28 protein-coding genes are annotated in these 24,716 nt (G+C 41.5%); 9 read left to right on the plus strand and 19 right to left on the minus strand.

Going from position 1 to position 24,716, the window contains the following annotated elements:
• Positions 1-158 precede the first annotated feature (158 nt).
• The 5 genes from ACGLYD_RS09825 to rpmG form a co-directional block, all read right to left on the minus strand.
• Positions 159-1,256 carry a hypothetical protein gene (locus ACGLYD_RS09825; protein WP_187045096.1) on the minus strand — a complete coding sequence of 366 codons (1,098 nt, stop codon included), beginning with the start codon at positions 1,254-1,256 and terminating at the stop codon, positions 159-161.
• Positions 1,257-1,490: 234 nt separating this feature from the next.
• Entirely contained in the window at positions 1,491-3,389 is a 1,899-nt protein-coding gene (locus tag ACGLYD_RS09830; RefSeq protein ID WP_399632749.1) for an LTA synthase family protein, read from the minus strand.
• A gap of 139 nt (positions 3,390-3,528) precedes the next feature.
• Positions 3,529-3,717, minus strand: coding sequence for a YqgQ family protein (locus ACGLYD_RS09835; RefSeq protein WP_338656436.1), 189 nt, complete (start codon positions 3,715-3,717; stop codon positions 3,529-3,531).
• Complete coding sequence (locus ACGLYD_RS09840; RefSeq protein ID WP_399632752.1) at positions 3,714-4,277, minus strand: 5-formyltetrahydrofolate cyclo-ligase; 564 nt, start codon at positions 4,275-4,277, stop codon at positions 3,714-3,716. The genes ACGLYD_RS09835 and ACGLYD_RS09840 overlap by 4 nt, the downstream gene beginning before the upstream one ends.
• Before the next feature lie 61 nt (positions 4,278-4,338).
• Entirely contained in the window at positions 4,339-4,488 is a 150-nt protein-coding gene (rpmG, locus tag ACGLYD_RS09845) for a 50S ribosomal protein L33 (protein ID WP_067210194.1), read from the minus strand.
• Positions 4,489-4,658: 170 nt separating this feature from the next.
• On the opposite strand from rpmG, the gene ACGLYD_RS09850 reads away from it, so the two are divergent.
• Entirely contained in the window at positions 4,659-5,021 is a 363-nt protein-coding gene (locus ACGLYD_RS09850) for a hypothetical protein (protein WP_187045098.1), read from the plus strand.
• Complete coding sequence (locus ACGLYD_RS09855) at positions 5,018-5,509, plus strand: hypothetical protein (RefSeq protein ID WP_399632756.1); 492 nt, start codon at positions 5,018-5,020, stop codon at positions 5,507-5,509. The genes ACGLYD_RS09850 and ACGLYD_RS09855 overlap by 4 nt, the downstream gene beginning before the upstream one ends.
• A 25-nt stretch (positions 5,510-5,534) precedes the next feature.
• Here the strand turns inward: ACGLYD_RS09855 and ACGLYD_RS09860 are convergent, their stop codons facing one another.
• From ACGLYD_RS09860 to ACGLYD_RS09875, 4 genes are all read right to left on the minus strand, one after another.
• Complete coding sequence (locus ACGLYD_RS09860; RefSeq protein ID WP_067210201.1) at positions 5,535-7,682, minus strand: penicillin-binding protein 2; 2,148 nt, start codon at positions 7,680-7,682, stop codon at positions 5,535-5,537.
• 108 nt (positions 7,683-7,790) lie between these two features.
• On the minus strand, positions 7,791-8,393 hold the full coding sequence (locus ACGLYD_RS09865; RefSeq protein WP_067210203.1) for a superoxide dismutase: 603 nt from the start codon (positions 8,391-8,393) through the stop codon (positions 7,791-7,793).
• Between the two features lie 98 nt (positions 8,394-8,491).
• Positions 8,492-8,974 carry a DUF456 domain-containing protein gene (locus ACGLYD_RS09870; protein ID WP_067210206.1) on the minus strand — a complete coding sequence of 161 codons (483 nt, stop codon included), beginning with the start codon at positions 8,972-8,974 and terminating at the stop codon, positions 8,492-8,494.
• Between the two features lie 24 nt (positions 8,975-8,998).
• A complete protein-coding gene (locus ACGLYD_RS09875) occupies positions 8,999-10,630 on the minus strand; it encodes a Na/Pi cotransporter family protein (RefSeq protein ID WP_067210208.1) in 1,632 nt (543 codons plus the stop codon).
• Positions 10,631-10,829: 199 nt separating this feature from the next.
• On the opposite strand from ACGLYD_RS09875, the gene ACGLYD_RS09880 reads away from it, so the two are divergent.
• From ACGLYD_RS09880 to ACGLYD_RS09895, 4 genes are all read left to right on the plus strand, one after another.
• Positions 10,830-11,333, plus strand: a complete 504-nt coding sequence (locus ACGLYD_RS09880; protein WP_399632759.1) for a DUF1189 family protein — start codon at positions 10,830-10,832, stop codon at positions 11,331-11,333.
• A gap of 45 nt (positions 11,334-11,378) precedes the next feature.
• Positions 11,379-11,717, plus strand: a complete 339-nt coding sequence (locus ACGLYD_RS09885) for a hypothetical protein (RefSeq protein WP_067210213.1) — start codon at positions 11,379-11,381, stop codon at positions 11,715-11,717.
• Positions 11,718-11,799: 82 nt separating this feature from the next.
• Positions 11,800-12,924, plus strand: a complete 1,125-nt coding sequence (ispG, locus tag ACGLYD_RS09890; protein WP_067210215.1) for a flavodoxin-dependent (E)-4-hydroxy-3-methylbut-2-enyl-diphosphate synthase — start codon at positions 11,800-11,802, stop codon at positions 12,922-12,924.
• Entirely contained in the window at positions 12,921-13,508 is a 588-nt protein-coding gene (locus tag ACGLYD_RS09895) for a 5' nucleotidase, NT5C type (RefSeq protein WP_067210218.1), read from the plus strand. Before ispG ends, ACGLYD_RS09895 begins: the two co-directional genes overlap by 4 nt.
• Positions 13,509-13,890: 382 nt before the next feature.
• On the opposite strand, the gene ACGLYD_RS09900 is transcribed toward ACGLYD_RS09895, so the two are convergent.
• From ACGLYD_RS09900 to ACGLYD_RS09910, 3 genes are read right to left on the minus strand one after another with little or no spacing between them, the layout of a single operon-like run.
• On the minus strand, positions 13,891-14,307 hold the full coding sequence (locus ACGLYD_RS09900; RefSeq protein WP_067210219.1) for a Fur family transcriptional regulator: 417 nt from the start codon (positions 14,305-14,307) through the stop codon (positions 13,891-13,893).
• Positions 14,304-15,170 carry a metal ABC transporter permease gene (locus ACGLYD_RS09905; protein ID WP_187045100.1) on the minus strand — a complete coding sequence of 289 codons (867 nt, stop codon included), beginning with the start codon at positions 15,168-15,170 and terminating at the stop codon, positions 14,304-14,306. The genes ACGLYD_RS09900 and ACGLYD_RS09905 overlap by 4 nt, the downstream gene beginning before the upstream one ends.
• A complete protein-coding gene (locus tag ACGLYD_RS09910) occupies positions 15,167-15,937 on the minus strand; it encodes a metal ABC transporter ATP-binding protein (protein WP_067210223.1) in 771 nt (256 codons plus the stop codon). The genes ACGLYD_RS09905 and ACGLYD_RS09910 overlap by 4 nt, the downstream gene beginning before the upstream one ends.
• Before the next feature lie 102 nt (positions 15,938-16,039).
• Between ACGLYD_RS09910 and ACGLYD_RS09915 the strand changes: the two genes are divergently transcribed.
• Positions 16,040-16,288, plus strand: coding sequence for a hypothetical protein (locus tag ACGLYD_RS09915; RefSeq protein WP_067210225.1), 249 nt, complete (start codon positions 16,040-16,042; stop codon positions 16,286-16,288).
• Positions 16,289-16,350: 62 nt separating this feature from the next.
• On the opposite strand, the gene ACGLYD_RS09920 is transcribed toward ACGLYD_RS09915, so the two are convergent.
• On the minus strand, positions 16,351-17,256 hold the full coding sequence (locus tag ACGLYD_RS09920; RefSeq protein ID WP_067210228.1) for a deoxyribonuclease IV: 906 nt from the start codon (positions 17,254-17,256) through the stop codon (positions 16,351-16,353).
• On the minus strand, positions 17,253-18,548 hold the full coding sequence (locus ACGLYD_RS09925) for a DEAD/DEAH box helicase (RefSeq protein WP_187045102.1): 1,296 nt from the start codon (positions 18,546-18,548) through the stop codon (positions 17,253-17,255). Before ACGLYD_RS09925 ends, ACGLYD_RS09920 begins: the two co-directional genes overlap by 4 nt.
• A gap of 112 nt (positions 18,549-18,660) precedes the next feature.
• On the opposite strand from ACGLYD_RS09925, the gene vrrA reads away from it, so the two are divergent.
• Both vrrA and ACGLYD_RS09935 read left to right on the plus strand, forming a co-directional pair.
• Positions 18,661-19,176 carry a VrrA/YqfQ family protein gene (gene vrrA, locus ACGLYD_RS09930; RefSeq protein ID WP_067210233.1) on the plus strand — a complete coding sequence of 172 codons (516 nt, stop codon included), beginning with the start codon at positions 18,661-18,663 and terminating at the stop codon, positions 19,174-19,176.
• 64 nt (positions 19,177-19,240) lie between these two features.
• Positions 19,241-20,218 carry a 4-hydroxy-3-methylbut-2-enyl diphosphate reductase gene (locus ACGLYD_RS09935; RefSeq protein ID WP_067210236.1) on the plus strand — a complete coding sequence of 326 codons (978 nt, stop codon included), beginning with the start codon at positions 19,241-19,243 and terminating at the stop codon, positions 20,216-20,218.
• 112 nt (positions 20,219-20,330) lie between these two features.
• Here ACGLYD_RS09935 and ACGLYD_RS09940 read toward each other — a convergent pair whose 3' ends face one another.
• From ACGLYD_RS09940 to ACGLYD_RS09960, 5 genes are all read right to left on the minus strand, one after another.
• Complete coding sequence (locus tag ACGLYD_RS09940; protein WP_187045103.1) at positions 20,331-21,449, minus strand: Nif3-like dinuclear metal center hexameric protein; 1,119 nt, start codon at positions 21,447-21,449, stop codon at positions 20,331-20,333.
• Positions 21,446-22,144: a tRNA (adenine(22)-N(1))-methyltransferase TrmK gene (locus tag ACGLYD_RS09945; RefSeq protein WP_187045104.1), complete on the minus strand. Its 699-nt coding sequence runs from the start codon at positions 22,142-22,144 to the stop codon at positions 21,446-21,448. The genes ACGLYD_RS09940 and ACGLYD_RS09945 overlap by 4 nt, the downstream gene beginning before the upstream one ends.
• A gap of 218 nt (positions 22,145-22,362) precedes the next feature.
• A complete protein-coding gene (gene cccA / locus ACGLYD_RS09950; protein WP_067210244.1) occupies positions 22,363-22,731 on the minus strand; it encodes a cytochrome c550 in 369 nt (122 codons plus the stop codon).
• 197 nt (positions 22,732-22,928) lie between these two features.
• Entirely contained in the window at positions 22,929-24,068 is a 1,140-nt protein-coding gene (locus ACGLYD_RS09955) for an acyl-CoA dehydrogenase family protein (protein ID WP_067213966.1), read from the minus strand.
• Positions 24,069-24,160: 92 nt separating this feature from the next.
• The gene (locus tag ACGLYD_RS09960) at positions 24,161-24,712 is read right to left on the minus strand and encodes a hypothetical protein (RefSeq protein WP_187045105.1); all 552 of its coding nucleotides are present in this window, start codon (positions 24,710-24,712) and stop codon (positions 24,161-24,163) included.
• Between the last annotated feature and the right edge of the window lie 4 nt (positions 24,713-24,716).

Genomic DNA, 24,716 nt, shown 5'->3' on the forward strand with positions numbered 1-24,716 from the left:
TGGACAACCAAAAACACCCTTTGTGTATTTATACACAAAGGGTGTTTTTTTGTTTCCTTAAAGTTAATAAAGTCTTGAGCTGTGAGTAACAATTAGCAGATGATTTCACAGCTAGATCCAGCAGCTTGCTACTTGCCTCATCTAAGCTTGTTTTATTTTTACTCAGGAAACGTTAACCACGTCGTCTGCGTTTTCTTTTTTATATCAATCAATTTTTCCGCGGAGTAACCAGTTAAACACTTTTGCCCCGACGGTGAACATCGAAGAACACCCGCCGTGATATCATCGGCTACAACGTCTTGACGTCCTTCTATAACGCGAATAAGTCGATATGGTGATAGGAGTTCATCGAGTTGCCCCCCCTCGTCAGGAGCGGGTATGAACACGGTTTCACTTGAACCCCATTCAACATCAGGTATTACCCACTCTGAATAATTACTAATGACGGGCATTGTCCATTCCGAGCTAATCATCCCATCCTGTCCCATGATGGTGTAGTGCGCATCCTTGTCTCCATTTATTCGCACAACGAGTAGCGTATCTTCATATGTATCAAAGTAAACAACACCGCTAATATCTAGCTGCCCCCACTTTTTAGTAAGTGGTTCATATGTATGTATCTCTCCACCATCAAGTACGTGGCCTTCGACATATCCTACAGCAATTTTATCCTCACCTAGCCATTTCGGGAATGGATCTTCAATCGCAAGCAGGTCCAAACTCTCTACTTTTCCGTTATAAATAAATAAATCAAAAGTCCAATCTTGATGAAAAGCCGTGAGAAGAATAAGTGAGGGGTCAGTATCGTTCCATTCAATCGCCAACTCTGTTGAAGCAACTATAACTTCATCTTGTACCGCACCATCCATAGTCACGATTTTAATTGTTGCAGATGCAGCATTATCACTAGTATGTAATAATAGATATTTTTTTGAAGGATGAATGAGGAGGTCGATGATTATAGATTCATCCTCATATAACGTGTCTGTCTGACCTGATTCAAAATCAAAACTATTCACTTGATAATGCCCATTTACCTTTTCGACGTAGATAACTTTTGACTCGGTTAACCAGTCTGCAACGAAATGGAACTTCGAAGGATCAGCAACTAACGTTTTAGTTACTTCCTCTTTAATCAGTTCGTTATTCCCTGGTTGTTCAACGGCAGTTGGTCCATCGATAATTTCATTCGTCTTCTTTGAACAGCCCGTTAGTAACATGACTGTTACACAAAAGATGAATATTCTTTTTCTCACCGCGCCTCCCCCTTTCTGTATTTAAACTGAGTAAAGCGCAAGGTCCCGTTCCAGATACGACAGGCATAAGACGGACCGGCGTTCTTTTACCTAGGAAGGATGCACAGTTCAATCCTTCTTCCTAGCTGGCTTGACTTATAGCCAGAGCGCCTGGAGCTTGACATTGTCCCTGTTAAAAAACTTATACTTTATCTTAAAAAAAAGGCTGCACGGAAAGTTCCGTGCAGAACCTTATCATTCTTTACTTTTACTGTTTAATTTCGGTGATTGTTCCTGTTCTTCCTTGAATCTAAGTAAATCTCCATTAATGATCATATCGGAATAATTTAGCTCAGTGGCAGCCCGTTCGATAAACGGCTCACATTCAGCCATATCAGTTTCTTCACCAGTTTTACTATCATAACAGACCTCTTGCGCGTAAACATTTTTATCAGTTACAAAACGGCCATCACGGAAAATAGTAAACGGTTCATGATCAGGCGAGAATATGTCTGAACCAAGGTACATATCGTCTTTTGTTTCAAGCCCCATTAAATGTAGGAGGGTAGGCTTCAAGTCGATTTGTCCCGATACTTCATCCATTGTCTTCCCTTTACCGTAGCCAGGAATGTGAATGTACAATGGAACCCTCTGTAATTTCGCATTATCATAAGGGGTAATTTCCTTGTCTAAATACATGCCCATTGCCTTGTTATGATTCTCGGATATACCATAATGGTCTCCGTACATAACAATAATCGAGTTGTCATACAAACCGCTTGCTTTCAAGTCTTCGAAAAGAACTTTTATTGCCTCATCCATATAGCGTACCGTTTGGAAATATTTATTCAACGTATTTGAATTTGATGTATATTCAGGAATAAGCTTATCTTCTTCATCCAAGTCAAATGGATGATGGTTTGTCAATGTAATCAGCCTTGAATAAAAAGGCTGCGGCATTTCTTTCATCAACTCTACCGATTGGTCAATGAACGGGATATCTTTCATGCCCCAGTTGACCGCTTCTCCTTCTCCGACTGTATAACTTTCAAGATCATAAAACTTATCGATACCGAGAGCACCGTACATGATATCGCGGTTCCAGAAACTTCGGTTATTTGCGTGCATTACATTCGTGAAGTAGCCATTTTCACCTAGCTGAGCCGCCATCGATTGGTAAGTGTTTCCACTATGCGTGAAAAATACAGCACTACCATTTCTCGGGTACAGTGAGTTTTCAATGATAAACTCTGAATCCGATGTCTTTCCTAGACCAGTATTGTGATAAAAATCAGAGAAATAGAATGTATCCGGATCCTTCGTTAATTCATTCAAAAATGGCGTAATGACATGTCCATCCATTTCCTCATTAATGACAAACGACTGCAAGGATTCAAGCGAGATTGCAATAATATTACGACCTTTTGCAACTCCGTACATCTCAGGATCTGGAGCAGCGTAATTCGCATTAATATAGTTACCTACTTCTACTAGTTCACTGCCATCCGCAAGTGCACGTTGAGCATGGGATTTGGATTGAATGAACAAATCGTAAATATGGTAATTATATGTTCCGATATTTTTCACAAGAAGTTCTCTATCAAAACTGCGTGTTAATAGTTGTGGTCTTTCCATTTCGGCTAGACCAAGGTTTACCATTATAACTGCAGCAGTCATAACGAAGTAAAGTTTACGTCCAATTTTATTTGATTGTTCCACCCGATCAGTCTTAGGTATAAATTTGATTGCCAAAAAGATTATGAACACATCTGTGAAAAAGAATATGTCCGTGACCATTAGATTAGCAGTAACTGAAGATGAAAGATCTCCGAAGTTACTCGTTTGGAACAAGACTGGCAAGGTAATAAAATCATTGAAAAATCTATAGAAAACTGCATTACTAAACATAACAATTGAAGTCATCACACTTATTGTCAGTATATAAATGTTGCGTCTTTTCGTACTCTTGATGAATAGTGCAATACCATAAACAAATAAAAGGAAACTAAGAGGATTCAGAAAAAGAATGAATTCCTGCATTATATTATCGATTTTCATATTGAAGCTTGTAAGATAACCGAAATATGTTGTCAACCAAGTCGCCACTATTGCTACTACGAGTACGGAATGTTTTGACCATACTATTTTGTTCACTCCATCTCTTCCTTTCGAAAATAGATTCACATAAAAAACGTTCGAACTAAATCTTACTACATAATAGACGGGGTAGCTGAAGAAAAGTTTCACTAATTACCAAAACAAGTCCAAATGAACGATGATACTGGGTCTATCCTCATAGTTTTGCTATTTCACTACGCAAGATTAGCACCGCTTTCAAATAGTCTTCTTTCATTAGCAGTCCATTGTCATAAAGATCCTTCACTTCTGATTGCACCATATCGATGTCATCTTTTCGATTCCCCGTATAGACATAAATCCCGAAACGCTTCAGCAATTGGAGGACACCCAGATAGTCTTTCATATACAGATAATCTCTTTTTCATCTGTAACTATTTTGCTAACAGGAATATCGTGACTTTCAACAGGTATCCTATGCCTCGTTTGAGCTACAAATGCTAACGACAATGTAGCACCATTGTAATCCGACATGTAGCGGTCATAATATCCTCCACCAAAACCAATCCTATATCCTCCGTCAGAAAAGACTAGCCCAGGTACAATTTGCAAATCAATCTCGTTTTTCTCAACCGACAGTGTTTCATCAGTTATCGGCTCAAAAAGGCCCATATAGACCGTTTCCAAACTTTCATATGATGTAATAAGACGAAAATCCATCTTCCGGGTTGCATGGATGCATTTAGGTACAGCAATTCGTTTACCAGCTGCCCAAGCCGCTTCGATAAGCGGGCGTGTGTCCACTTCGGGATAACGAGAAATCGTTACCCCGATTGTATCCGCACTTCGAAATTCATCTGATGCAAGTACCCTGTCTGTAATCTTCAAAGATTTTTTTAGATGTTCAGTTCGATTTATATTATTCAATGTAACTAACACTTGATTCCTTAAAATCTCTTTATTCATTTAGTATCCCCCCGTTCTGAAATGAAAAAACCAAAACCGGTGAAGGTTTTGGCCTGAGCGATTATTTCGTTTCACGGTGCAAAGTTTGTTTCTTTTCACGTGAGCAATATTTTTTCATTTCAATCCGTTCTGGATTGTTACGTTTGTTTTTCTTAGAAATATAGTTGCGTTCACCGCATTCTGTGCAAGCAAGTGTAACATTTACGCGCATTGTTGGTCCCTCCCACTCATCAAGAATGTAAAGTTTTATATGAGCATAACTTATACGACCTATCAAGTATACCACATCAACAGCAAATGTCCACTAAAAAAACCAAAATTTCCACAACAGCTTTCTTATGATAAAATAGTAGCAAAATGATTCACCAGAGGAGTGGTAAAATGGACATCACGATAATACTGATTATTATTGGACTTATATGTATAATAACTTCATTTTTCCTCGGCAATTCTTCATCCAGCTACGCCGATGAATTGGAACAGGTTTCAATTAGTATTCATCAGGAAACGAATGGCTTAAAGAAAAGATTGAAGGCTGTTGAAGAAGAGTTAATGATTGGTGTTGGTCCGCTAACTACAGTCGGCAAAACGCAAACAACTGCAAAACCTGTTCACGTAATCATTGTCAATCAAATTCTATCATTGCATTCCCAAGGTTATTCTATCAGTGATATCGCTGTACGTTCCTCCTTATCAAACGACGATGTAATCGCAGTGTTACAATCGAAAGGCGTGATTACATGATCCGTGAAATTTTACGGGCAGTCGGGATTGGTTGTATTCTTGCCGCGGGAATCCTTTATTTCACCATTGATAGTAAGGTTCCTTCAGACAATGACACGCAACAATTGCAGGCAAATGTTGAGAAACTCCAAAGTGAACTTGCTAAAACGAAAGAGCTATTAGCTACTGCACAGACAACATCTTCAGTTAAAGAAAATGTTCCAAAAACAGATGCAGAGAAAGCCGTTAGCAAGAAAGATGACGCAGCCAAAAGTACCCCCTCCTCCGATGCGATTGTTAAAACCATTTTAACGATTGAAAATGGTTCGAATTCGACAGTTGTCTCAGCAACCCTAGAGGAATTGGGTATTATCGAGAATGCAGCCATCTTCGAGTCATATCTTGAAGAATATAACTTAACTGGCAAAATACAGATTGGTGAACACCAAGTCGATTCTTCAATGAATTTCAAAACAATCGCCAAAGAAATTACGACAGTAAAAAAGTAGGAAAACCAAATGGTTTTCCTACTTTTTAATTGGACTCTACTTTAGGTGCTTGTATGATAGGTTGTTTAGCCGCTGTGGACGTTTCTTCTTTAGCTCTTTTTGCTTTCAATTTAAAATATTCATCCACAGCTTGTTCTGCAATTTGATTGTTTGCATATGTGTAGCCACGCGGAACTGTAGAGATATTAGGAATGACGACTGCATAAGCTATTTCTGGGTTTTCATAAGGCGCAAAACCGACATGTGATAAGTTGATTGTCGGTTTTCCAGAGCTAAATGCCTGCGCCGTCCCCGTTTTCCCGGCTCCATCATATTCTTTTCCAGCAAAGAAATTCGGGGCCGTCCCTTTAGCCCCGTAATACACGTAGTGCATTCCACGCTTCACTTGAGCAATTTCCGCATCAGTATTCTGGATCCTATTTAAGATGTTGACCTCTGTTTCTTGAATAAGGGGACCAAGAATTTTACCGTCTTCAGATGGTTCGCGAATTTCTTTTAACACTTTCGGAGCCACCCGATAACCACCATTTGCAATTGTTGAGACATATTGAGCAAGTTGTAGTGTTGTATAAGTATCGTACTGTCCAATGGATAAATCCAATAAAATACCTATTGAATTACTATCCCCAATCAGACCGCCTGACTCACCCGGTAAATCAATGCCGGTTTTTGTTCCAAGTCCGAAAGAAGCGAAAGATTGCCGGAACGTATCGAATGCATTTTTTCTAATAAGTGCCGAGTCTTCAGAGCTATTGTTAGAATTCGCCAAGGCCAATGCAATACGGAACATGTATACGTTCGAAGATCTACCGATTGCTTCAATATCAGTTACAGCAACCCTAGAGTTTTGATTAAACAGCGATCTTTTTGTAATACCACCGATTCTAATTGGTTCATCTATCTTCGTTTCGCCGATACGTACCACATTTTCCTGATACCCTGTAAGAAGCGTCGCCATCTTCACTGTTGATCCAGCCTCGTGAAGTGCAGTGAACGTACCAAATGCATAGTCCCATATTTCGAGCTTGCCTGTTTCTGGATTCGTAACAACCTGCTTACCTACAAGTGATAGAACTTCACCGTTATTCGGATTCATCATGACTAAGAAAGCCCTGTCCAATTCTCCGGTATTTGGTTTTCTTTTTAATTCCAACAGTTTATCCGAAACTATATTTTCAAGTGTCTCTTGCAGTTCGCTATCAATCGTCAGAATAAGATCCTTGCCAGGTTCGCCTTGTCGGATTGTTTTCGTTTCGACGACACGGCCGCTACGATCTTTAATATTCTTCACAATTGTTTTTTGCCCTTTTAATAAATCTTCATAATATTGCTCAATATAACTTTTTCCAACACGGTCATTTCTTGAATAATCCCGTGCCAGGAAATACTTCTCACGAGATTTAGGAATACCTTCAATGGGACTCGTGGTTGTCCCTAGAATCGTATTGTCTGATTTCCTCACACGCTCCCAATCTGTCGTTGTATCCACGCCCGGTAACTCTCCTAGACGTTCAGATACAGTTGCGAATTCCTCGTCCGTCACATTCCCACTTTTAACGATTTGTGGGGAGTACGCATAGCCCGACATCATTTCTCTGTAAATCGCAAGTACTTCTAGCTCCTCTTCCGTAAAAGAATCAATTTCTTCGTCCGTAATTCGTTCTCGTGTAAGCCTATTAATCTCCTTCTGCAATTCCGTCCGTGAAAGTGTACTATCCTTTTCCAGCGCCTCTTGTTCCTTTATAGAAACCTTTTTCAACGCAGCCTCAGAATTCTTTAAAATCCAAAAATCTCTCTTATCCCCAATGGTAATCCTTTTCGTATCTTGTTCAATCAAGATCGCAAGTTGCTCAGCGACTTTTAGCATATCTGCTGAAGTCGTCGACGTCATTTTAGTATATGTAATGGCGTTTTTCGGATCATTATCAACAAGAACGCGTCCCATGCGGTCAAATATTTTCCCCCTTGGCACGCTTGTATTGATAGGGATTTCTTCCTTTTTTTCCAACTCGCGGGAATATTCTTCCCCTTTAACGATTTGTAAATAACCAAGGCGAAAAATGAGCAATGAAAATAGGACAAAGATTGAAAAGAATAGGAAGTTCATTCGGAATGCGATATGTTTTCGTTGGCGTATTTTAGCCTGATCCGCCTTACGCACCTGTTTTTTCATAATGTCCCCCCTCGTTAATCATTTTGAATTATAACACTCAAAACAACAAAAGCACACATCTTGACGAACAAGATGTGTGCTTGGTTCCTTCTAGATAAAGTTATAAATTTATTTACCGAAACGTTTTGCAACTTCGTCCCAATTAACAACATTCCAAAATGCTGAAATATAGTCAGGGCGACGGTTTTGATAGTTTAGATAGTAAGCATGCTCCCAAACGTCTAGTCCTAGAAGAGGCGTTTTGCCTTCCATGATTGGTGAATCTTGGTTTGGGGTTGACATAATTTCAAGCTCTCCGCCATTCAGTACGAGCCAAGCCCATCCTGATCCAAAACGAGTTGCACCCGCTTTTGCGAATTCTTCTTTAAATGCATCAAAGCTACCAAACTTGTTGTCGATTGCTTCAGCAAGTGCGCCTGATGGATTGCCGCCACCTTCTGCTGATAAAAGTTCCCAGAAAAGTGAATGGTTTGCGTGACCGCCACCGTTGTTACGGACAGCCGTACGTTTGCTTTCAGGTACTGCATCAAGGTTCGCAATAAGTTCTTCGATAGATTTGTTTAGAAGTTCTTCATTTCCTTCAAGAGCGTTATTCAAGTTCGTTACATATGCATTATGGTGTTTAGTGTGATGAATGTTCATCGTTTCTTTGTCGAAGTGTGGTTCAAGTGCATCATAAGCGTAAGGTAGTTCTGGTAATTTGTAAGTCATTTGTCCATTCCTCCTCAAGAGATTCATAAATATGCTACCTTTCAACATTATCAAAATTATGAATAACGTTCAAATAAAATGGACTATTTAGGAACGTTTCATTTGATAAAGAAAATAAAGACTGCAATCATCACAACCATGACAAGTCCTTTTGTCACAACCGAAGTGAGAAATCCAACTAGCGAACCAATGCCTGTCTTTACAGACTGCTTCACTCCGGACCGAGATACGACAAGTTCCGCAATGACCGCACCTAAAAATGGCCCAACTAAAATACCAGCAACCGGAATGACGAAAGGACCGATAAGAAGTCCAATTGTACTTCCCCACATCCCCGCCTTAGAGCCACCGAACTTTTTCACACCGACGAGATTCGATAGTGTGTCTGCACCGAACAGCAAGATAACGAATAATACCTGAATGATCCAAAACCAAATAGTCATCCCTTCAAATGTATCGATGAGTCCATATAGAAGGAAACCTCCTACAATGAAAAGAGCCGTTGGAATGATCGGATATACGAGTCCGGCAAAAGCAATAATAAACATGGCAATTGCAATAATCCAACCTATAACTTCCAAAAAACCATCCCCTTATTCGAACGATTATGCTCTGTTTCCAAGAATTGCTTCGGCTATATTTACGGCATGGTCACCGACCCGCTCTAAGTTAGAAACAATATCGACAAATACCATTCCAGATTGCGCAGTACAACGACCTTCATTAAGCCTCAAAATATGATTTTTTCTAAATTTCCGTTCCATCTTGTCAATGAGAACTTCTTTTTCAGCAACCGTTCTTGCCATTTCCATATCATTTTGATTGAGTGCGTCAACAGCTTTCTGAACGGTTTCAATCGTTAGCGTGAACATTTCCGTCAAATCATTCATCGCATCTTCCGTCAATTTTACGCGGTTAACATCACGATAGTCAATGAGTTCAATGATATTTTCGAAATGATCACCAATGCGTTCAATATCACGAACCGTATCCATAAGCATAAAGTGACGTGCAGATTCAACTGGCGAAATACTAACTGAAGTAATTTCAACAAGATAGTCCGTAATCTTGCGGTCCAAGTTATTAATGGCATCTTCAATTTGATAAGCAGTCTCTGCGTGTTTTTTATTACCCGTTTTCAAGTATTCGAAAGACTCCTGTAAACCACGGACACCGAATTCACCCATACGAATAATTTCTTCTTTCGCTTGTCCGATTGCAACTGCAGGTGATTGTTCTATAAAGTGCCTGTCCAAATGCTTCGGCTTGTATTCTATTAATACATCTTCACCTGGGATCATTTTTGTAACCAACCAAGCCCATGCTCCAATTAGAGGGAATTGGATGATTGTATTGGCAATGTTGAACGAACCGTGTGCAAATGCAATTTGCATTTTATTTTCAAGGGTCAATACCCCTGATATCCACTCGACATACGCAGTGAAGGGTATAAGAAGTAGCATGAATATGACCGTTCCGACAACATTAAATAATACGTGTGCTGCGGCAGCACGCTTTGCCGCTACCGATGCTCCGATTGAAGCAAGCACAGCTGTAATCGTTGTTCCAATATTATCTCCAAATAAAATTGGTAATGCTCCATTGATATCGACGAGATTTTCTGCATAAAGCCCTTGCAAAATACCAACTGTCGCACTGGAGCTTTGAACAATCAAAGTAAATACCGTTCCAACCACGACGCCGAGCATAGGCTGGTCACTCATCGATATCATTAGATCTGTAAACGTTTCTAATTCCCTAAGCGGCTTCATCCCACCACTCATTAATTCAAGTCCTAGAAACAGGCCACCAAATCCAAAAATAACTTCACCTATATTTCTAATTGAACTCTTTTTAATGAAAAAGATTAGGAACGCCCCAAACGCCATAATCGGAAGTGCATAGGCTCCTACATCTAATCCGATGATAAAAGCAGTAACAGTCGTTCCGATATTCGCTCCCATTATGACGCCAATCGCTTGACGAAGCGTCATGAAACCTGCGCTCACAAGTCCTACGGTAATAACAGTCGTCCCAGAACTCGATTGAATCAAGACTGTGACGATAATTCCGACAAGTACACCCATGAACGGATTCGTCGTGAATCGGTCAAGGATTGCGCGGAGCCTATCACCCGCCGCTTTTTGAAGGCCATCTCCCATATACTTTATAGCGAACAAGAAAATTCCGAGTCCACCAAGAAACTGAAACAGCATTTCCTGCCAGTTTACCTCCATTACGCAGTCAACCCCTCATTATGCTTTATGTATTGCATCTCATTATGAGGATAGTCACCCCAAATTGTAAATAGTAGTAGTCGAATCTTTACATTCCCTTTACAATTGATTTACGTAACGTCATCAATCTGTCGAAAATAGTAGCGCGCACAATTGCGTCGTAAAATGATAGACTGTTATTGATGGAGGGGGTTTTATAGTGAAGTTCCACCAACTAGTCAAAGCAGCAATCCATGAACCTAAAAAATTAGCAGCCTTTCGCCTATTACCTATCGGCAAAGTGTTTCGCTATGTTTTCATTTTCGTTGCGTTGTTCACATTGCTATCATTCACCCGTTATATAGCAGGAGATGCAGTCTTATTCGAATCATCGCCAGAACTGCTCGAACACGGAGAAATAATCGGTGGACTCATTTATCCAATTGCATTTCTTCTGCAGCTCGTTATCAGTACGACTTATATCTTCATCCGAATCAGTATTTTTGGTTACGTGGGAATCCTGTTGTTAAAACTGATGAAAAGACGAGGAGAATACCGTCATATGTGGAGAACTTCCGCTATCGCGATTACCATCCCTGTTCTTCTGACCATCGGATTTGATTTCTTTCCGGCAATGAAAAACGTTAGTACAGGTATTACATCCCTTGTCCACTTCGCTTATATTGCGGTGGCTGCTAAGTACTATCCCAAAATACCTCGATGAATACTTCCTCTTTTCGTGCATATAGTGGCGAAAGGGGGAATTTCCATGAGAATACTACTACTCGCAGCCTTATTATTCGTAACCGTTCATTTCATCCGACTCGATTTAATGGAAGGCACAATCCCGCTTGCTTCTTTTGTTCAAGAACAGCCTGCATGTGAAGAAGAACAAGTCAAGACGATACCTGTCACAACAGTTGATGGAGATACGATTGAATCACTATTCTCATTGTATCCCGATCCCGAATCTAGCTTCATTGATAGATTGGCTTCCTTCTATTCATTGAACCCACATCTTCAAAATCAACAGATTATTGGAGGCGAGAAAATCGTACTCCCACTTACCGTTATGCAAACGGAAAAATGCATAGAGTCTAATCGATAAGGGTTGTCCCTTGTCTTTTTGCTATGAAGATTGCTAAAATAGTTATAGTTATGAGGCTAATGCCGACTAAGGAGCGAAATAAATGAATGCTATGATAAACAGAAAAAACACACGTCCTGTACGAGTTGGTAACCTGACAATCGGCGGAAGTGATGAGCTTTTCATCCAAAGTATGACAACGACCAAGACACATGACGTCGAAGCAACAGTCGCAGAAATCATGCGTTTAGAAGATGCCGGATGCCAAATTGTCCGTGTTGCGTGTCCAGATGAGCGCGCGGCATATGCTATCGGTGAAATCAAAAAACGTATCAACATTCCTCTTGTCGTCGATATCCATTTCGACTATAAATTAGCGTTGATCGCTATTGAACAAGGGGCAGACAAAATTCGGATTAACCCTGGTAATATCGGAAGACAGGCAAAAGTCGAAGCTGTCGTCAATGCAGCTAAAGCAAAAGGTATTCCGATTCGAATTGGTGTCAACGCCGGTTCACTTGAGAAAAAAATTCTTGAAAAATATGGCTATCCAACTGCCGACGGAATGGTAGAGAGTGCTCTGCATCATATTAAAATATTGGAAGACCTTGATTTCCACGATATCATCGTGTCGTTAAAAGCTTCCGATGTAAATTTAGCGGTCGAAGCGTATCAAAAAGCTGCGGCAGCATTCGATTATCCCTTACACCTCGGCATTACAGAGTCTGGGACGTTGTTTTCGGGGTCTATTAAGAGCTCTGCGGGTCTCGGCACCCTTCTATCAGCAGGCATCGGCAACACGATGCGTGTATCACTGAGTGCCGATCCTGTCCAAGAGGTTAAAGTGGCAAGGGAGTTGCTAAAAATATTCGGTCTTTCCTCAAACGCCGCGACACTTATTTCATGCCCTACATGCGGACGAATTGAAATTGACCTTATTACGATCGCAAATGAAATTGAAGAATATATTTCGCATATTAAAGCTCCACTTAAAGTGGCAGTGCTTGGCTGTGCAGTCAACGGTCCCGGCGAAGCGCGTGAAGCGGATATTGGAATCGCGGGTGCACGTGGCGAAGGCCTTCTCTTCATGAAAGGAAAAACAGTCCGCAAAGTACCGGAAGCAACGATGGTTGAAGAGTTAAAAATCGAAATCGACAAGCTTGCGGAAGAGTATTTCGAAAAGAAAAGACAGGAAGAACTCCTCCTGCAAGGTGAGACAGCGGAATGAGAAACCTCCGCTTCGGCATCGACATTGATGGTACAGTGACATGCCCCACTTCTCTCTTGCCGCATATCAATGAACAGTTCGGATGTAATCTTGTCCTTGATGATATTAAAGAATATGACTTAACAAAAGCATTTACAGTAGATGAAAAAGCATTCTACGAGTGGTATAAAGGTGCGGAGGCACATATTTACAAAACGTCTCCCGCACAACAATATGCCAAAGACATTTTAACTAGCTTTCAAGCGCAGTTTGAACTGTATTACATTTCTGCCCGTGGCCATCATGTCTATGACTCCACGCTGGACTGGTTCAAACAACAGGAAATCCCGTACGATCATATCGAACTTGTCGGAAGTCATTATAAAATTGAGACCGCGAAAAAGTTCGGTGTTCATGCATTTTTTGAAGACAAGCATGACAACGCGGTTGAAATCCATGAAGAACTCGACATTCCTGTCATACTATTTGACACACCGTATAACAGGATGCCGATTCCTGAAGGCGTCATCCGAGTCTACGATTGGCAAGAAGCGAATAGTTGGATCAAGAAGTTATTTCCTATAGAAGAACCTTCATTTAATTAAAAAAACGGTGTGAAACTCTCATGATAGAGTTTCACACCGTTTTTTCGACTTAGAATTATGTTTAGCTTCAGCGCCCTAGACCCTCGAGTCGCTTCAAGCCTTGTAGAGACGCCACTACGTACCTGCAAGGCTGCTGGGTACGTAGTGTGGGGAGGGATTGAACTTCATCCCTCCTTGTCGCGACAGGACGTCACGGTTTTAAGACCGCTTCCTCTTAAGTGGCGCACTTATGCTGCGTTCCTTTTAGGCGCCTTCCGCTTTTCATTGTGTCTAGCTTCAGGCGCCAGCCGCTCTGGTCATAAGCAATCCAGCTATGTGGCAAAGATCGCCACGTCGCTGGATCGACTTATGCCTGTCGCATCTGGAAGGCGCCTTCCGCTTTTCATTGTTCCACACATAGCGGACATTTTCCGTAGATTTCGAATTTATGTCCTTCCACTTCATAGTCGGGTAAATTAACAGTAATCATTTCCATAGGGCAATGCGGGATGCTGCGCGTCTTACCACATGCAGTACAGATGAAATGATGATGGTGGATGCCTGGATCACATTGCATACGGAAATTTCGTTCCCCATTCAAATCGGTTTCTTCCAGAATACCGAGTTCAGAAAACGTCGTCAAGTTTCGATAAATTGTATCGAAACTTATTCCAGGGTTATCCTTCGCCATGAAATTCTTCACTTCAAGAGCCGTTAAATAGCGGTCTTTATGCGAAAAGAACTGTAAAATTGTATCTCTATTTTTCGTCCGTTTAAATTGATTTTCCTGAAGAATCCGCCATGCCTCATCGAGTGTCATACCAACTCCCCCTTCACTGTACGGGCATTACGTCCGCCTTGTATTTTCTTCAAAGCGAGTACCACTAACAAAATAACTATCGATGTGACGACAATCGTTCCCCCCGGAGCAATATCAAGATAATAGGCAGAAACAAGACCAATGATAACCGCTAACTCACCGAAAATAATGGAGTAGATCATCGCGCTCTTAAAACTTTTCGCAAGTTGGATAGCTGCCGCTACCGGAATCGTCATAAGTGATGATACAAGTAAAATACCGACAATCCGCATAGAAGCCCCAATAACAAGCGCTACAATGATCATGAACACCATCTGGATATAGCGTGAATTAATACCAGAAACCTTGGCATACTCCCCATCGAATGATAAGGCAAATAGTTCTTTATAAAGAAATCGGATATAAGTGATGACAATGATTGCAATGATGATAACAACGAAAAGATCCTGCCTGCTAACCGCTGACACTGAACCGAATAAATAGCCAATCAAATCAGAGCCATAGCCTTTCGATAATGAGATGAAAATAGCGCCAAGGCCAATACCTGCCGACAAAATAACCGGAATTGCAAGTTCTTCATAATGACGGTATGCCTCCCGCAACTTCTCAATCAGTAGTGACCCACCTACTGCAGATGCGATCCCAAGGTAAACTGGGTTCAGCGCAGCAAAGAAGAGCACTTGCTGGCTTAAATAAAGGCTTCCAGCGATTCCCGCAAGTGCAACATGACTGAGCGCATCCGCAATCAGGGAAAGACGTCTGACGACGATAAACAAGCCAAGTAAAGGAGCGATGACACCGATGATTAAACCGGAAAGAAATGCATTTTGCAAAAACTCATACGATAAAATATCATTAATCATCGTTCCACCTCATCCGTGTGCTGATGGACGCGGCGAACTGGGTGTCCATACCATCTAGAAACGTCATCATCTTCCATCTTTTTATAATCGGATTGTTTACCGTGAAAATGAATTGTTCGGTTCAAACAAGCCACATGGGTTGCGAGATCAGTAACAAGGTCAATTTCATGTGTCACAAGTAAAATCGCAATTCCGTGCTCACGATTTAATGTATTGAGCATAGAATAAAACGACGCGACATTTTGCTGATCAATACCAACTGTCGGTTCATCCATAATAAGAAGATCTGGTTTTCCTGCAAGCGCTCTTGCAATGAACACACGCTGCTGCTGGCCACCGGAGAGCTCGCCCATATTCCGTTGTGCGAAAGTGTCCATACCGACTATGCTAAGCGCTTCTAATGTTCGCTGCTCATCTTTTTTTGAAAAGCTTTTGAACATTCCTACTTTCCGAGTTAATCCGCTCCGCACAACTTCAAGAACGGTTGCTGGGAAACCAGAGTTAAAAGAATTGGATTTCTGTGAAACATAGCCAATCCGTTCCCGGTGCTTAAATGATTCTATTTCCGAACCGAAAAGCTTTACTGTTCCACTCGTTGGTTGTAAGAGACCGAGAATAATATTGATGAGTGTTGATTTACCAGAACCATTTGGCCCTATCAACGCCCAAAATTCACCCTCTCCTACCTCAAGAGAAATATGATCAAGGGCGATTGACTGTTCATAATTGAAACTGACATCGTCCAATTGAATAAGATTATTTGTCATTTTACTATCCTTTCTTTGAAACAGGAATCATTCCGATTCACTCGTCAAATTATAAACCATGACACGACCGGATACAACCATTTAAGAAAGAAGGGATTATTAGTGGATTATGCTCAACTACTGAATGAAGTCAAAATGAGAAGTGATGATGAAGTGAAAATCATTGCAAAGCAATATGGAATTGATTTTTCTAAGACAGAAATAAGGGCACTTCGACCATTGCTTGATGAAATTTCTTTCCATTGGCTTTTCACCGGTGTTCCTGAAACGTTTATCAATAAAATCCGTGGAGCTATTGGTGATAGAAAGACTGAAATCCTATTCAAGAAGTATTTAGACTCCACCAAGTGATAAATTTATTTAAAAGAAGAAAACCCGCCTGCGTATATATACTTTGCAGGCGGGTTTTCTATTTAAATTCTTAGCAGATCAATCTTATCTGGTTGAAACGATTTCGCCTTAAACATTTCTATCTCAAATTTATAAGGTGCCGATTTTTTCTTTGGATCCAGACCCACAAATGGTGTTTCAAGAATTTTAGGAATCGATTGGAATCCTTCATGATGGACAATATAAGAAAGTGGTTCAAAGCCGATATGGCCGAAACCTATATTTTCATGTCGGTCCTTCATTGCACCGCGCTCGTTCTTACTATCATTAACATGAATAACAGATATTCTGTCCATGCCCACAATTTTATCGAACTCGTTTAGCACTCCTTCAAAATCACCAACGATATCATAGCCCGCATCATGAACGTGACAAGTATCAAAACAAACCGATAAACGCTCGTTATGTGTGACTCCATCGATAATCGCGGCAATTTCATCAAAGTTACGACCGCATTCAGTCCCTTTCCCCGCCATCGTTTCGAGAGCTATGCGGACGGGATAGTCCTGGGAAAGCACTTCATTTAGTCCTTCGATAATTTTCGCGATCCCTAGGTCAACACCAGCACCAACATGCGCGCCTGGATGAAGAACAATCTGGTCAACGCCAAGTGCAGCTGTGCGCTCGATTTCACTTTGAAGGAAGTCGACACCAAGTCTGAATGTCTCGGGCTTTAACGTATTAGCAATATTGATAATATACGGAGCATGGACGACGATATTTGACTGACCATTTTCCTCCATACTAAGATGGCCCGCTGCAATATTCAGTTCCTCAATCGGCTTCCTCCGTGTGTTCTGGGGTGCACCGGTATAAATCATGAATGTAGTTGCTCCGTAACTTGCAGCTTCCACGCTTGAGCCTAACAACATTTTGCTTCCGCTCATCGAAACATGGGAGCCAAGCAATAGTGGCTTATCATTTGTCATTTTTTACGTTTCAGTCTCCTTTCTCTCTTTTTGAAGCTCTCTACTTGCTGAGCCATTTTCTTTTTATAGCCTGGTTTCACTTTCGACGGCTTTGGTACGAATGAGATTGCTTTACGGTCAATATCATCTACTTCTTTTACTCGATTTCGTCTTGAATGACGCTCTTTTACTTCAACCCACTCACCATTTTTTACTTCTTCATGAACAAATGGAATACCCATCTTTTCAATTCTGACTACTTTATCGTCTTCAGAAGGTTCATACAGTGTAATTGCCGTTCCCTTAAGCCCAGCACGTGCAGTACGTCCCACGCGGTGAATGAAAAATTCAAGGTCATCAGGAAGTTCGAAGTTAATAACGTGACTGACACCAGGAATATCAATTCCGCGTGCCGCAAGGTCTGTCGCTACTATATATTGGAATTCTAGATCCCGGATTTGCTTCATCATTCGTGTCCGTTCACGCGGTGTTAAATCGCCGTGAATTCTTCCGACTTTAATGCCGCTTTCTGCAAGGTAAGTTGCGAGTCCTTCAGCGTTTTGTCTTGTATTCATAAAGATGATTGCCAAATAAGGATTGATCCCTTCCATTACTTGCAGTAACTTTTTCTTTTTACTCATACTGCGAACAGGTACTAGGGAGTAGTGCATCCCTTCCGTCAATGGTTTGCGTTCACCAATTTTCACATGAACAGGTGATTCCATGTATTTAGTTAGGAACGGTTTTAGCTTTTCCGGAATCGTTGCAGAAAATACGTACATTTCAAGTTTAGCAGGCATTTTTGCTGCGAACTTATCGATATCTTCAATAAAGCCCATGTCGAATGCAAGGTCCGCTTCATCTATAACCAAGATTTTTGCTGTATGAATTACAAGTGCCCCATTTTCGGACATATCATTAATTCGTCCTGGCGTTCCAACGATAATATGCGGATTCGATTTTAATTTCCCGATAGACCGCTGCTTGTCCGTACCACCTATGAGCAGCGAACTGCGCAACTCCGTTCCTTCTGTCATCTTCGCAAGTTCATTGTACAGTTGCGTCGCCAACTCTCTTGTCGGGGCCGTGATAACTGCTTGCAGTTCATCGACAGTTGCATCTGTCCGTTGTAATATCGGTATAAGGAAACTGTGGGATTTCCCCGTTCCTGTATGTGCTTGTCCGATTGCATTTGTACCCTTCAGAATAAGCGGTATGATTTCCTTTTGGATCGGTGTCGGATTTTCAAAGCCGAGCCTCCCGATTGCTTCCCGTAAAAACGGTTTAAATTGATAGTCTGTAAATTTAGACATTCGTAACCCTCCTAATGTACACCTATTATAACACGATTTCGTTCCGCCGTATGCGATTTTCGCATAGTATACTATGTGAAAGTCCATTCTGATTTATTGAAAGGAGATAATTATGAGATATGAATCCTTTTATCCATTCGCGCGACAACAACCGCCACCGGCTCCAATGGGACAAATGAACTTCGGACCACCTCCTCAAATGGGGCAATTGCAGGCACCTATACAACCATTCATGAATGGTCCACAGAACGATCCATTTGGTGGCCCTATGGGGGGTCCACAGAACAATCCATTAGGTGCTCAAATGAATGGCCCGCAGAACAATCCATTAGGTGGTGGCCCTATGGGTGGTCCAGGAGAGCAACCAATTCCATCAAAAATGGAATCGTATATGCAAACGGCAAACCAATTCTTAAACACAGCCCAGCAATTCGCTCCTGTGGTCCAACAATTCGCGCCAATGGTTCAAAACTTGCCCGCAATGTGGAGATTGTACAAAGGCTTTCAATCACTTCCGGTAGCCGGTGCCGCTAGTTTACCTACAAGTGGAGCAGTTGCCGCACGGTCAGTTGCTAATGTCACTTCCGGACTGTCAGCCCCCCGTATTTTTCAGCCGCCCATCCGATAATTTTGAATCCGCCGTCCAACTCCGTTATAATGGATGGTAGATCCTATTAGAGGAGTGAAACGACATGAAAGTATTAAAGATTACCCCTAGAGGTTATTGCTATGGGGTTGTCGATGCAATGATCATCGCAAGAAATGCGGCACTCGACAAAACATTGCCGAGACCCATTTATATATTGGGAATGATTGTCCATAACAAACATGTTACAGATGCGTTTGAAGAAGATGGCATCATCACGATTGATGGTGAAAATCGTCTAGAAATTCTTGAAAAAGTTGAGACGGGTACAGTGATTTTCACAGCACATGGTGTTTCTCCTGAAGTGCGGGAGCTTGCGAAAAGAAAAGGCCTTGTATCGATTGATGCAACTTGTCCTGATGTAACTGTCACCCATGACTTGATTGGGGAAAAAACTGCAGAAGGCTACGACATCATTTACATCGGAAAAAAATATCATCCAGAACCAGAAGGAGCAATCGGTGTGGCACCTCACGCGGTCCATTTGATAGAAACGATTAAGGATGTCGAAAATCTTACTGTACAGAACCCTAAATTGCTTGTCACAAACCAAACAACAATGAGCCAATGGGATGTTGTTCACATTATGGACGCACTTAAACTGAAATATCCACATATCGAAGTTCATAAGGAAATTTGTCTTGCTACTCAAGTAAGGCAGGAGGCCGTCGCACAGCATGCCGGGGAATCAGACCTTCTTATCGTCGTAGGAGATCCGAAGAGCAACAACTCGAATCGCCTGACACAAGTCTCTGTCGAAATTGCCAACACTCCATCATACCGAATCTCGGATCTTTCGGAACTCGATGTGAAGTGGTTGGAAGGTGTTGAAACTGTCTCTGTCACTGCGGGTGCTTCGACACCAACTTTGATTGTTCGTGAAGTAATTGCTTTCCTTGAGAAGTTCGATCCTGAAGATACTTCTACACATCTTCCAGAACGGAAATTCCTAGTAGAAAAAATTCTACCTAAAATTAAAAACCCTACACCTGTGATACGAATTGAACCGTACACAACAACTTAAGATAAGCTTCTGGCGCTTAGAGCTAGACACTATTCCGTGTTGAAAAACATATTTTCATCTTTAAAATGAACCAGCCTCTTTTACAGAGGCTGGTTTTTTTCGTCAAACATTATCAAATGAAAGTAAACGGTTCTGTGACAATTTCCGATTCGATAAACAAGACATTATAGCTAGCCTGCGCGCAAGCTGCCTGCATATAGTCCGCAACACCTTGAATCATTACTTTCTCAATATTGTGCCCCGGGTCGATGACAGCAATACCCATCGCTTCTGCGTCATGTGCAACATGGTAATACAAATCCCCGGTTACCAGAACATCCGCTCCGCTTCGTTTAGCAGCTCCTATATATTTATTCCCATCTCCGCCCAAGACAGCAACTTTTCGAATCTGCTTGTTTGGATCACCCACAAATCGAAGTGCCGGGACATCAAAAGCTTTTTTTACAAGTTCCGCAAATTGTCCAAGCGTTGTCTTTTCCAAAAGTTTCCCAACACGACCAAGACCATAGTCAGTTGACTGTTGATCAAGAACGACTAAATCATACGCAGGTTCTTCGTATGGATGGACTTCTAACATCGCTTTTAGTACCTTACTGCGAATAGGTCCAGGGACAACCACTTCGATTCTTTCCTCTTCAACTGCCTCACTTTTACCCATTTCACCAATAAACGGCTCAGCCCCCTCGACAGGTGTGAAACGCCCAATACCTGATGCGCTAAAACTGCATCCGACATAATCGCCAATTGCACCAGCACCCGCTTTTTCCAGCGTTTGTCTAATGTCATCAGCATGTGTTGCGGGGCTGAAGACAACCAGTTTATAAAGTGACTCAGAATGCGTCGACTCAACTATTTTAGTGTCAACCAAACCAAGTTTTTCAGCGAGCATATCATTCACTCCGCCCGGTGCAACGTCAAGATTTGTATGTGCCGCATAGACAGCTATATCATTTTTAATGCACTTTTCGATCATGCTACCTTGCGGCGTGTCTGTTAATAGGCTTTTCAACGGCCTGAAGATTGGTGGATGGTGCGCGATAATAAGGTTGGCACCTTTTCGAATCGCCTCATCAATCACTTCTTCATTGACATCCAATGTAACAAGCACATTTTCTACAGTTCGATTCAATTGCCCGATATGAAGACCGACTGGATCTCCATCCATTGCAAATCGTTTTGGGGACCACTTTTCAAAAAGCGCAATAATTTCATGACCATTCACTTTTTTCACGTTGTCAACACCTTCCTAACTAACGCAATATGACGTGCCAACTGTACTTTTTTCGTTTTTATTGCCTCTGTTTCAATTGTTTTTTCGAGGGAATCAAGTACGCGATTCCATTCCGACAATTCACTTTCCCACTTTTCAATGAATACGTCGGTTTTTGAAGTCAATAACAAAGGTCCTGCCATTAATTCTAGTTCCTCATAGACCGCTTGCCCTTTTTCCATCACGATAATTTCATATATTTTGCCGTCTTCTTTCAAAATGTGTTCTTTTATTATTTTCCAACCGTTAGAAACGGCCCATTCTCGGATTGCTCTAGAATATATATTCGGTTGTGCGATGATTCGCTTCACTTGAGAAAGACGGTCTTTTCCGCTCTCCAAAATTGTAGCGATGAGCGGTCCACCCATCCCCGCGATTGTCACCGTATCGACAGCATCATTTTCTTCAATAGCGAATAAACCATCTGCCAATCGCACGGTAATCGCATCGGAAAAACCTTCACGTCTCACATTTTTAACCGCAGACTCAAATGGCCCTTTGGCTACTTCACCTGCGACTGCCCTCTTCACTTTCTTTGTATGAATGAGGAAACATGGCAAATAAGCATGGTCGCTGCCGATATCTGCAACGACTGCACCCTCGTCAACGAAAGAAGCAACCGCCTTCAATCTGTTAGATAATCGTTCGGAATTCAATTGATCGCCGCCTTTCAATACTTTTATTGTATTGGATTTTGTCGTATTTTGCACTTTATCCTATTTGTTAAAATTAAGAATCCTATTGAATTCGCAGCGGGGCTAAGAGTAACCTTCGCTTTGTTTATGTAAGTATTCAATTGTTCAACATAAAAAACAGAAAAAGCCATCAGTTTACAGAAATGCTCTGCTAACTGACAGCTCTTCCTAATTAAGGATTATTTAAGTGATAAAATATAATCTGCCATAGCGTCAAGCTCGGCATCATCCGAAACGAGTCCTGCTGGCATTCCGCCATCAGTACCGTCTTTTATGATGTTTTTAATTTCATCCTTAGACAGTTTAGTTCCAACCAGTCCTGGTCCCATTCCGCCTGTAAGGTCTCCACCGTGACAGCCGATACATTTCCCTTGAGCAACTGCTTCAGCATCAAATTCCGCAGAACTTGGAGCTTCTTCAGTTACCCCCTCTTCGCCTTGTTCAGCGATTTCACTTTTCTGTTCAAGTCCATAAAGGGACATGAAGAAAATAAGACCGATTCCAAGCGCAAAAATAAGAATATAAGGAATTATTGGATTTTTTCCCATTGAATTACCCTCCTTTATCAGGATCTATTCTGTAATGAATACAGTACACAACTATTATTGTACTGTATTCAATAGAAAACTGAAAGGGTTAACGATGATCTTTTCGGTGTTTGTGACAATTTCGACAAATATTTTATTATTATCTAGCAACAGGCACCAAATGCGCGGGTCTAAGCGGGTGCAAGACGCTTTTATTGTTAACAGCCAATTAGTCTGGCAATGACCATTCTTTGGACTTCCGAAGTTCCTTCTCCAATTTCAAGAAGCTTGGCATCCCTCATATAGCGTTCGACTTCATATTCTTTCATATAGCCATAACCGCCATGAATCTGGATTGCTTCACTCGCTACTTCCATAGCAATTTCCGATGCATATAGTTTACACATGGAAGCTTCTTTCGAGAATGGACGCCCTTGATCTTTCAGCCATGCTGCTTTATGGACCATATTGCGTGCAAGCTCAATTTTCATCGCCATATCTGCCAGCTTAAATTGTGTTATTTGGAATTCAGAAAGAGTTTTGCCGAATTGCTTACGTTCTTTAGAGTAGCGGAGTGCCCGGTCAAATGCCGCCTGAGCGATTCCTACTGCCATAGCACCGATCCCAATACGTCCACCGTCTAACGTTACGAGGAATTGTCGGAAACCGTTACCTTGAGTCCCTAACAGGTTCTCTTTTGGTACTCGGACGTTGTCAAGCACAAGTTCTGTCGTATTAGAAGCATTTAGCCCCATTTTTTCATAGTTATCAATAACCGTGAAGCCTTCTGCATCAGTCGGAACGATTATTGCACTAATTTCTTTCTTTCCGTCTTCATTCCCAGTGATAGCAGTAATTGCAAGGTGCTTGGCATAGCTCGCATTCGTGATAAACACTTTAGAACCGGTGATGACATAATCGTCCCCGTCTTCTTTTGCTGTCGTTTGCGTCCCCCCCGCATCCGAGCCCGCATTCGATTCTGTCAATCCAAATGCGCCTAATGATTCCCCTGTACAAATTGGCGTCAAATACCTCTGTTTCTGTTCTTCAGTGCCAAATAGGTTGAGCGGTGCCCCTCCCAAAGAAATATGCGCCGAATATGTAATTCCTGTTGATGCACATGCCCGGCTCAGTTCTTCCGTAACAATTGCGAAACTTACTGTGTCGGCTCCTCCGCCCCCATATTCCTCAGAAAACGGTAAACCCATCATTCCCATTTCGGAGAGCTGTTTAAACACCTGTACTGGAAATTCTTTTGTCCGGTCGCGGTCGATTGCACCTGGTGCAACAACTTCATCTGCGAATTCCCGAATCATTTTTTTAATCATCTGTTGTTCTTCTGTCAAATCGAAATTCAACATCTTCATCCCCTTTGTTGTGAACGCTTACAATTTCAATTATAACGAATTGTCTACCGTTTTCACAACTATTACTGAAAGAATAGGAGAATTCAGAACGAAACAAGTAAAAATACGATGATTAATAGTAGCCCAGCTGCACCAGAGATTGTGAAATACTGTAATTTTAGCATACGTCCTGCAAATAGCCAGAGCGCACAGTTCAACATAAGTAATCCGATTAGTAACATCGTATGCCCATCGAAAAAGACAACCCATAGCTTCAGTGACATTAATAACAACATTAAGGATGCCAGTATGTATAAAATAGGTGCTATTCCCATTTGAATCATTGATTTACGCATCGTCAACAGGAGAAACGAGAACAAAACAACAGCCGTCAAGGTAAGTGTCCACCCTGGGTATTGGGTAAATACGAACATGCCTCCACTAACGATTATCGCTAGTATGGTCATCAAAACAATTTTCCGTTCCAATTTCTTTTTTTCCTTGACAAGAATGGCTTCGGTGGCTTTCACTTCCTTCTCATCCTGCCCTTGAGCATAGAGAGTAATTAGAAAATCACAGTAATGTTCCGGCAACAACTTATTCTGCTTCCAATATTTTATTTCCGAAATAATCATTCGTTTTCGCTGTGGATTCATAGTA

Source organism: Sporosarcina sp. SG10008 (assembly GCF_044569405.1).
GTDB lineage: Bacteria > Bacillota > Bacilli > Bacillales_A > Planococcaceae > Sporosarcina > Sporosarcina psychrophila.

What these genes read in the sequence shown, in the direction of transcription:
- ACGLYD_RS09835 (WP_338656436.1), bottom strand. Translation starts at nt 3,717, where the DNA reads ATGAAAGACTATCTGGGTGTCCTCCAATTGCTGAAGCGTTTCGGGATT.
- ACGLYD_RS09840 (WP_399632752.1), bottom strand. Translation starts at nt 4,277, where the DNA reads ATGAATAAAGAGATTTTAAGGAATCAAGTGTTAGTTACATTGAATAAT.
- rpmG (WP_067210194.1), bottom strand. Translation starts at nt 4,488, where the DNA reads ATGCGCGTAAATGTTACACTTGCTTGCACAGAATGCGGTGAACGCAAC.
- ACGLYD_RS09850 (WP_187045098.1), top strand. Translation starts at nt 4,659, where the DNA reads ATGGACATCACGATAATACTGATTATTATTGGACTTATATGTATAATA.
- ACGLYD_RS09855 (WP_399632756.1), top strand. Translation starts at nt 5,018, where the DNA reads ATGATCCGTGAAATTTTACGGGCAGTCGGGATTGGTTGTATTCTTGCC.
- ACGLYD_RS09860 (WP_067210201.1), bottom strand. Translation starts at nt 7,682, where the DNA reads ATGAAAAAACAGGTGCGTAAGGCGGATCAGGCTAAAATACGCCAACGA.
- ACGLYD_RS09865 (WP_067210203.1), bottom strand. Translation starts at nt 8,393, where the DNA reads ATGACTTACAAATTACCAGAACTACCTTACGCTTATGATGCACTTGAA.
- ACGLYD_RS09875 (WP_067210208.1), bottom strand. Translation starts at nt 10,630, where the DNA reads ATGGAGGTAAACTGGCAGGAAATGCTGTTTCAGTTTCTTGGTGGACTC.
- ACGLYD_RS09885 (WP_067210213.1), top strand. Translation starts at nt 11,379, where the DNA reads ATGAGAATACTACTACTCGCAGCCTTATTATTCGTAACCGTTCATTTC.
- ispG (WP_067210215.1), top strand. Translation starts at nt 11,800, where the DNA reads ATGAATGCTATGATAAACAGAAAAAACACACGTCCTGTACGAGTTGGT.
- ACGLYD_RS09895 (WP_067210218.1), top strand. Translation starts at nt 12,921, where the DNA reads ATGAGAAACCTCCGCTTCGGCATCGACATTGATGGTACAGTGACATGC.
- ACGLYD_RS09900 (WP_067210219.1), bottom strand. Translation starts at nt 14,307, where the DNA reads ATGACACTCGATGAGGCATGGCGGATTCTTCAGGAAAATCAATTTAAA.
- ACGLYD_RS09905 (WP_187045100.1), bottom strand. Translation starts at nt 15,170, where the DNA reads ATGATTAATGATATTTTATCGTATGAGTTTTTGCAAAATGCATTTCTT.
- ACGLYD_RS09910 (WP_067210223.1), bottom strand. Translation starts at nt 15,937, where the DNA reads ATGACAAATAATCTTATTCAATTGGACGATGTCAGTTTCAATTATGAA.
- ACGLYD_RS09920 (WP_067210228.1), bottom strand. Translation starts at nt 17,256, where the DNA reads ATGACAAATGATAAGCCACTATTGCTTGGCTCCCATGTTTCGATGAGC.
- ACGLYD_RS09925 (WP_187045102.1), bottom strand. Translation starts at nt 18,548, where the DNA reads ATGTCTAAATTTACAGACTATCAATTTAAACCGTTTTTACGGGAAGCA.
- vrrA (WP_067210233.1), top strand. Translation starts at nt 18,661, where the DNA reads ATGAGATATGAATCCTTTTATCCATTCGCGCGACAACAACCGCCACCG.
- ACGLYD_RS09935 (WP_067210236.1), top strand. Translation starts at nt 19,241, where the DNA reads ATGAAAGTATTAAAGATTACCCCTAGAGGTTATTGCTATGGGGTTGTC.
- cccA (WP_067210244.1), bottom strand. Translation starts at nt 22,731, where the DNA reads ATGGGAAAAAATCCAATAATTCCTTATATTCTTATTTTTGCGCTTGGA.
- ACGLYD_RS09960 (WP_187045105.1), bottom strand. Translation starts at nt 24,712, where the DNA reads ATGAATCCACAGCGAAAACGAATGATTATTTCGGAAATAAAATATTGG.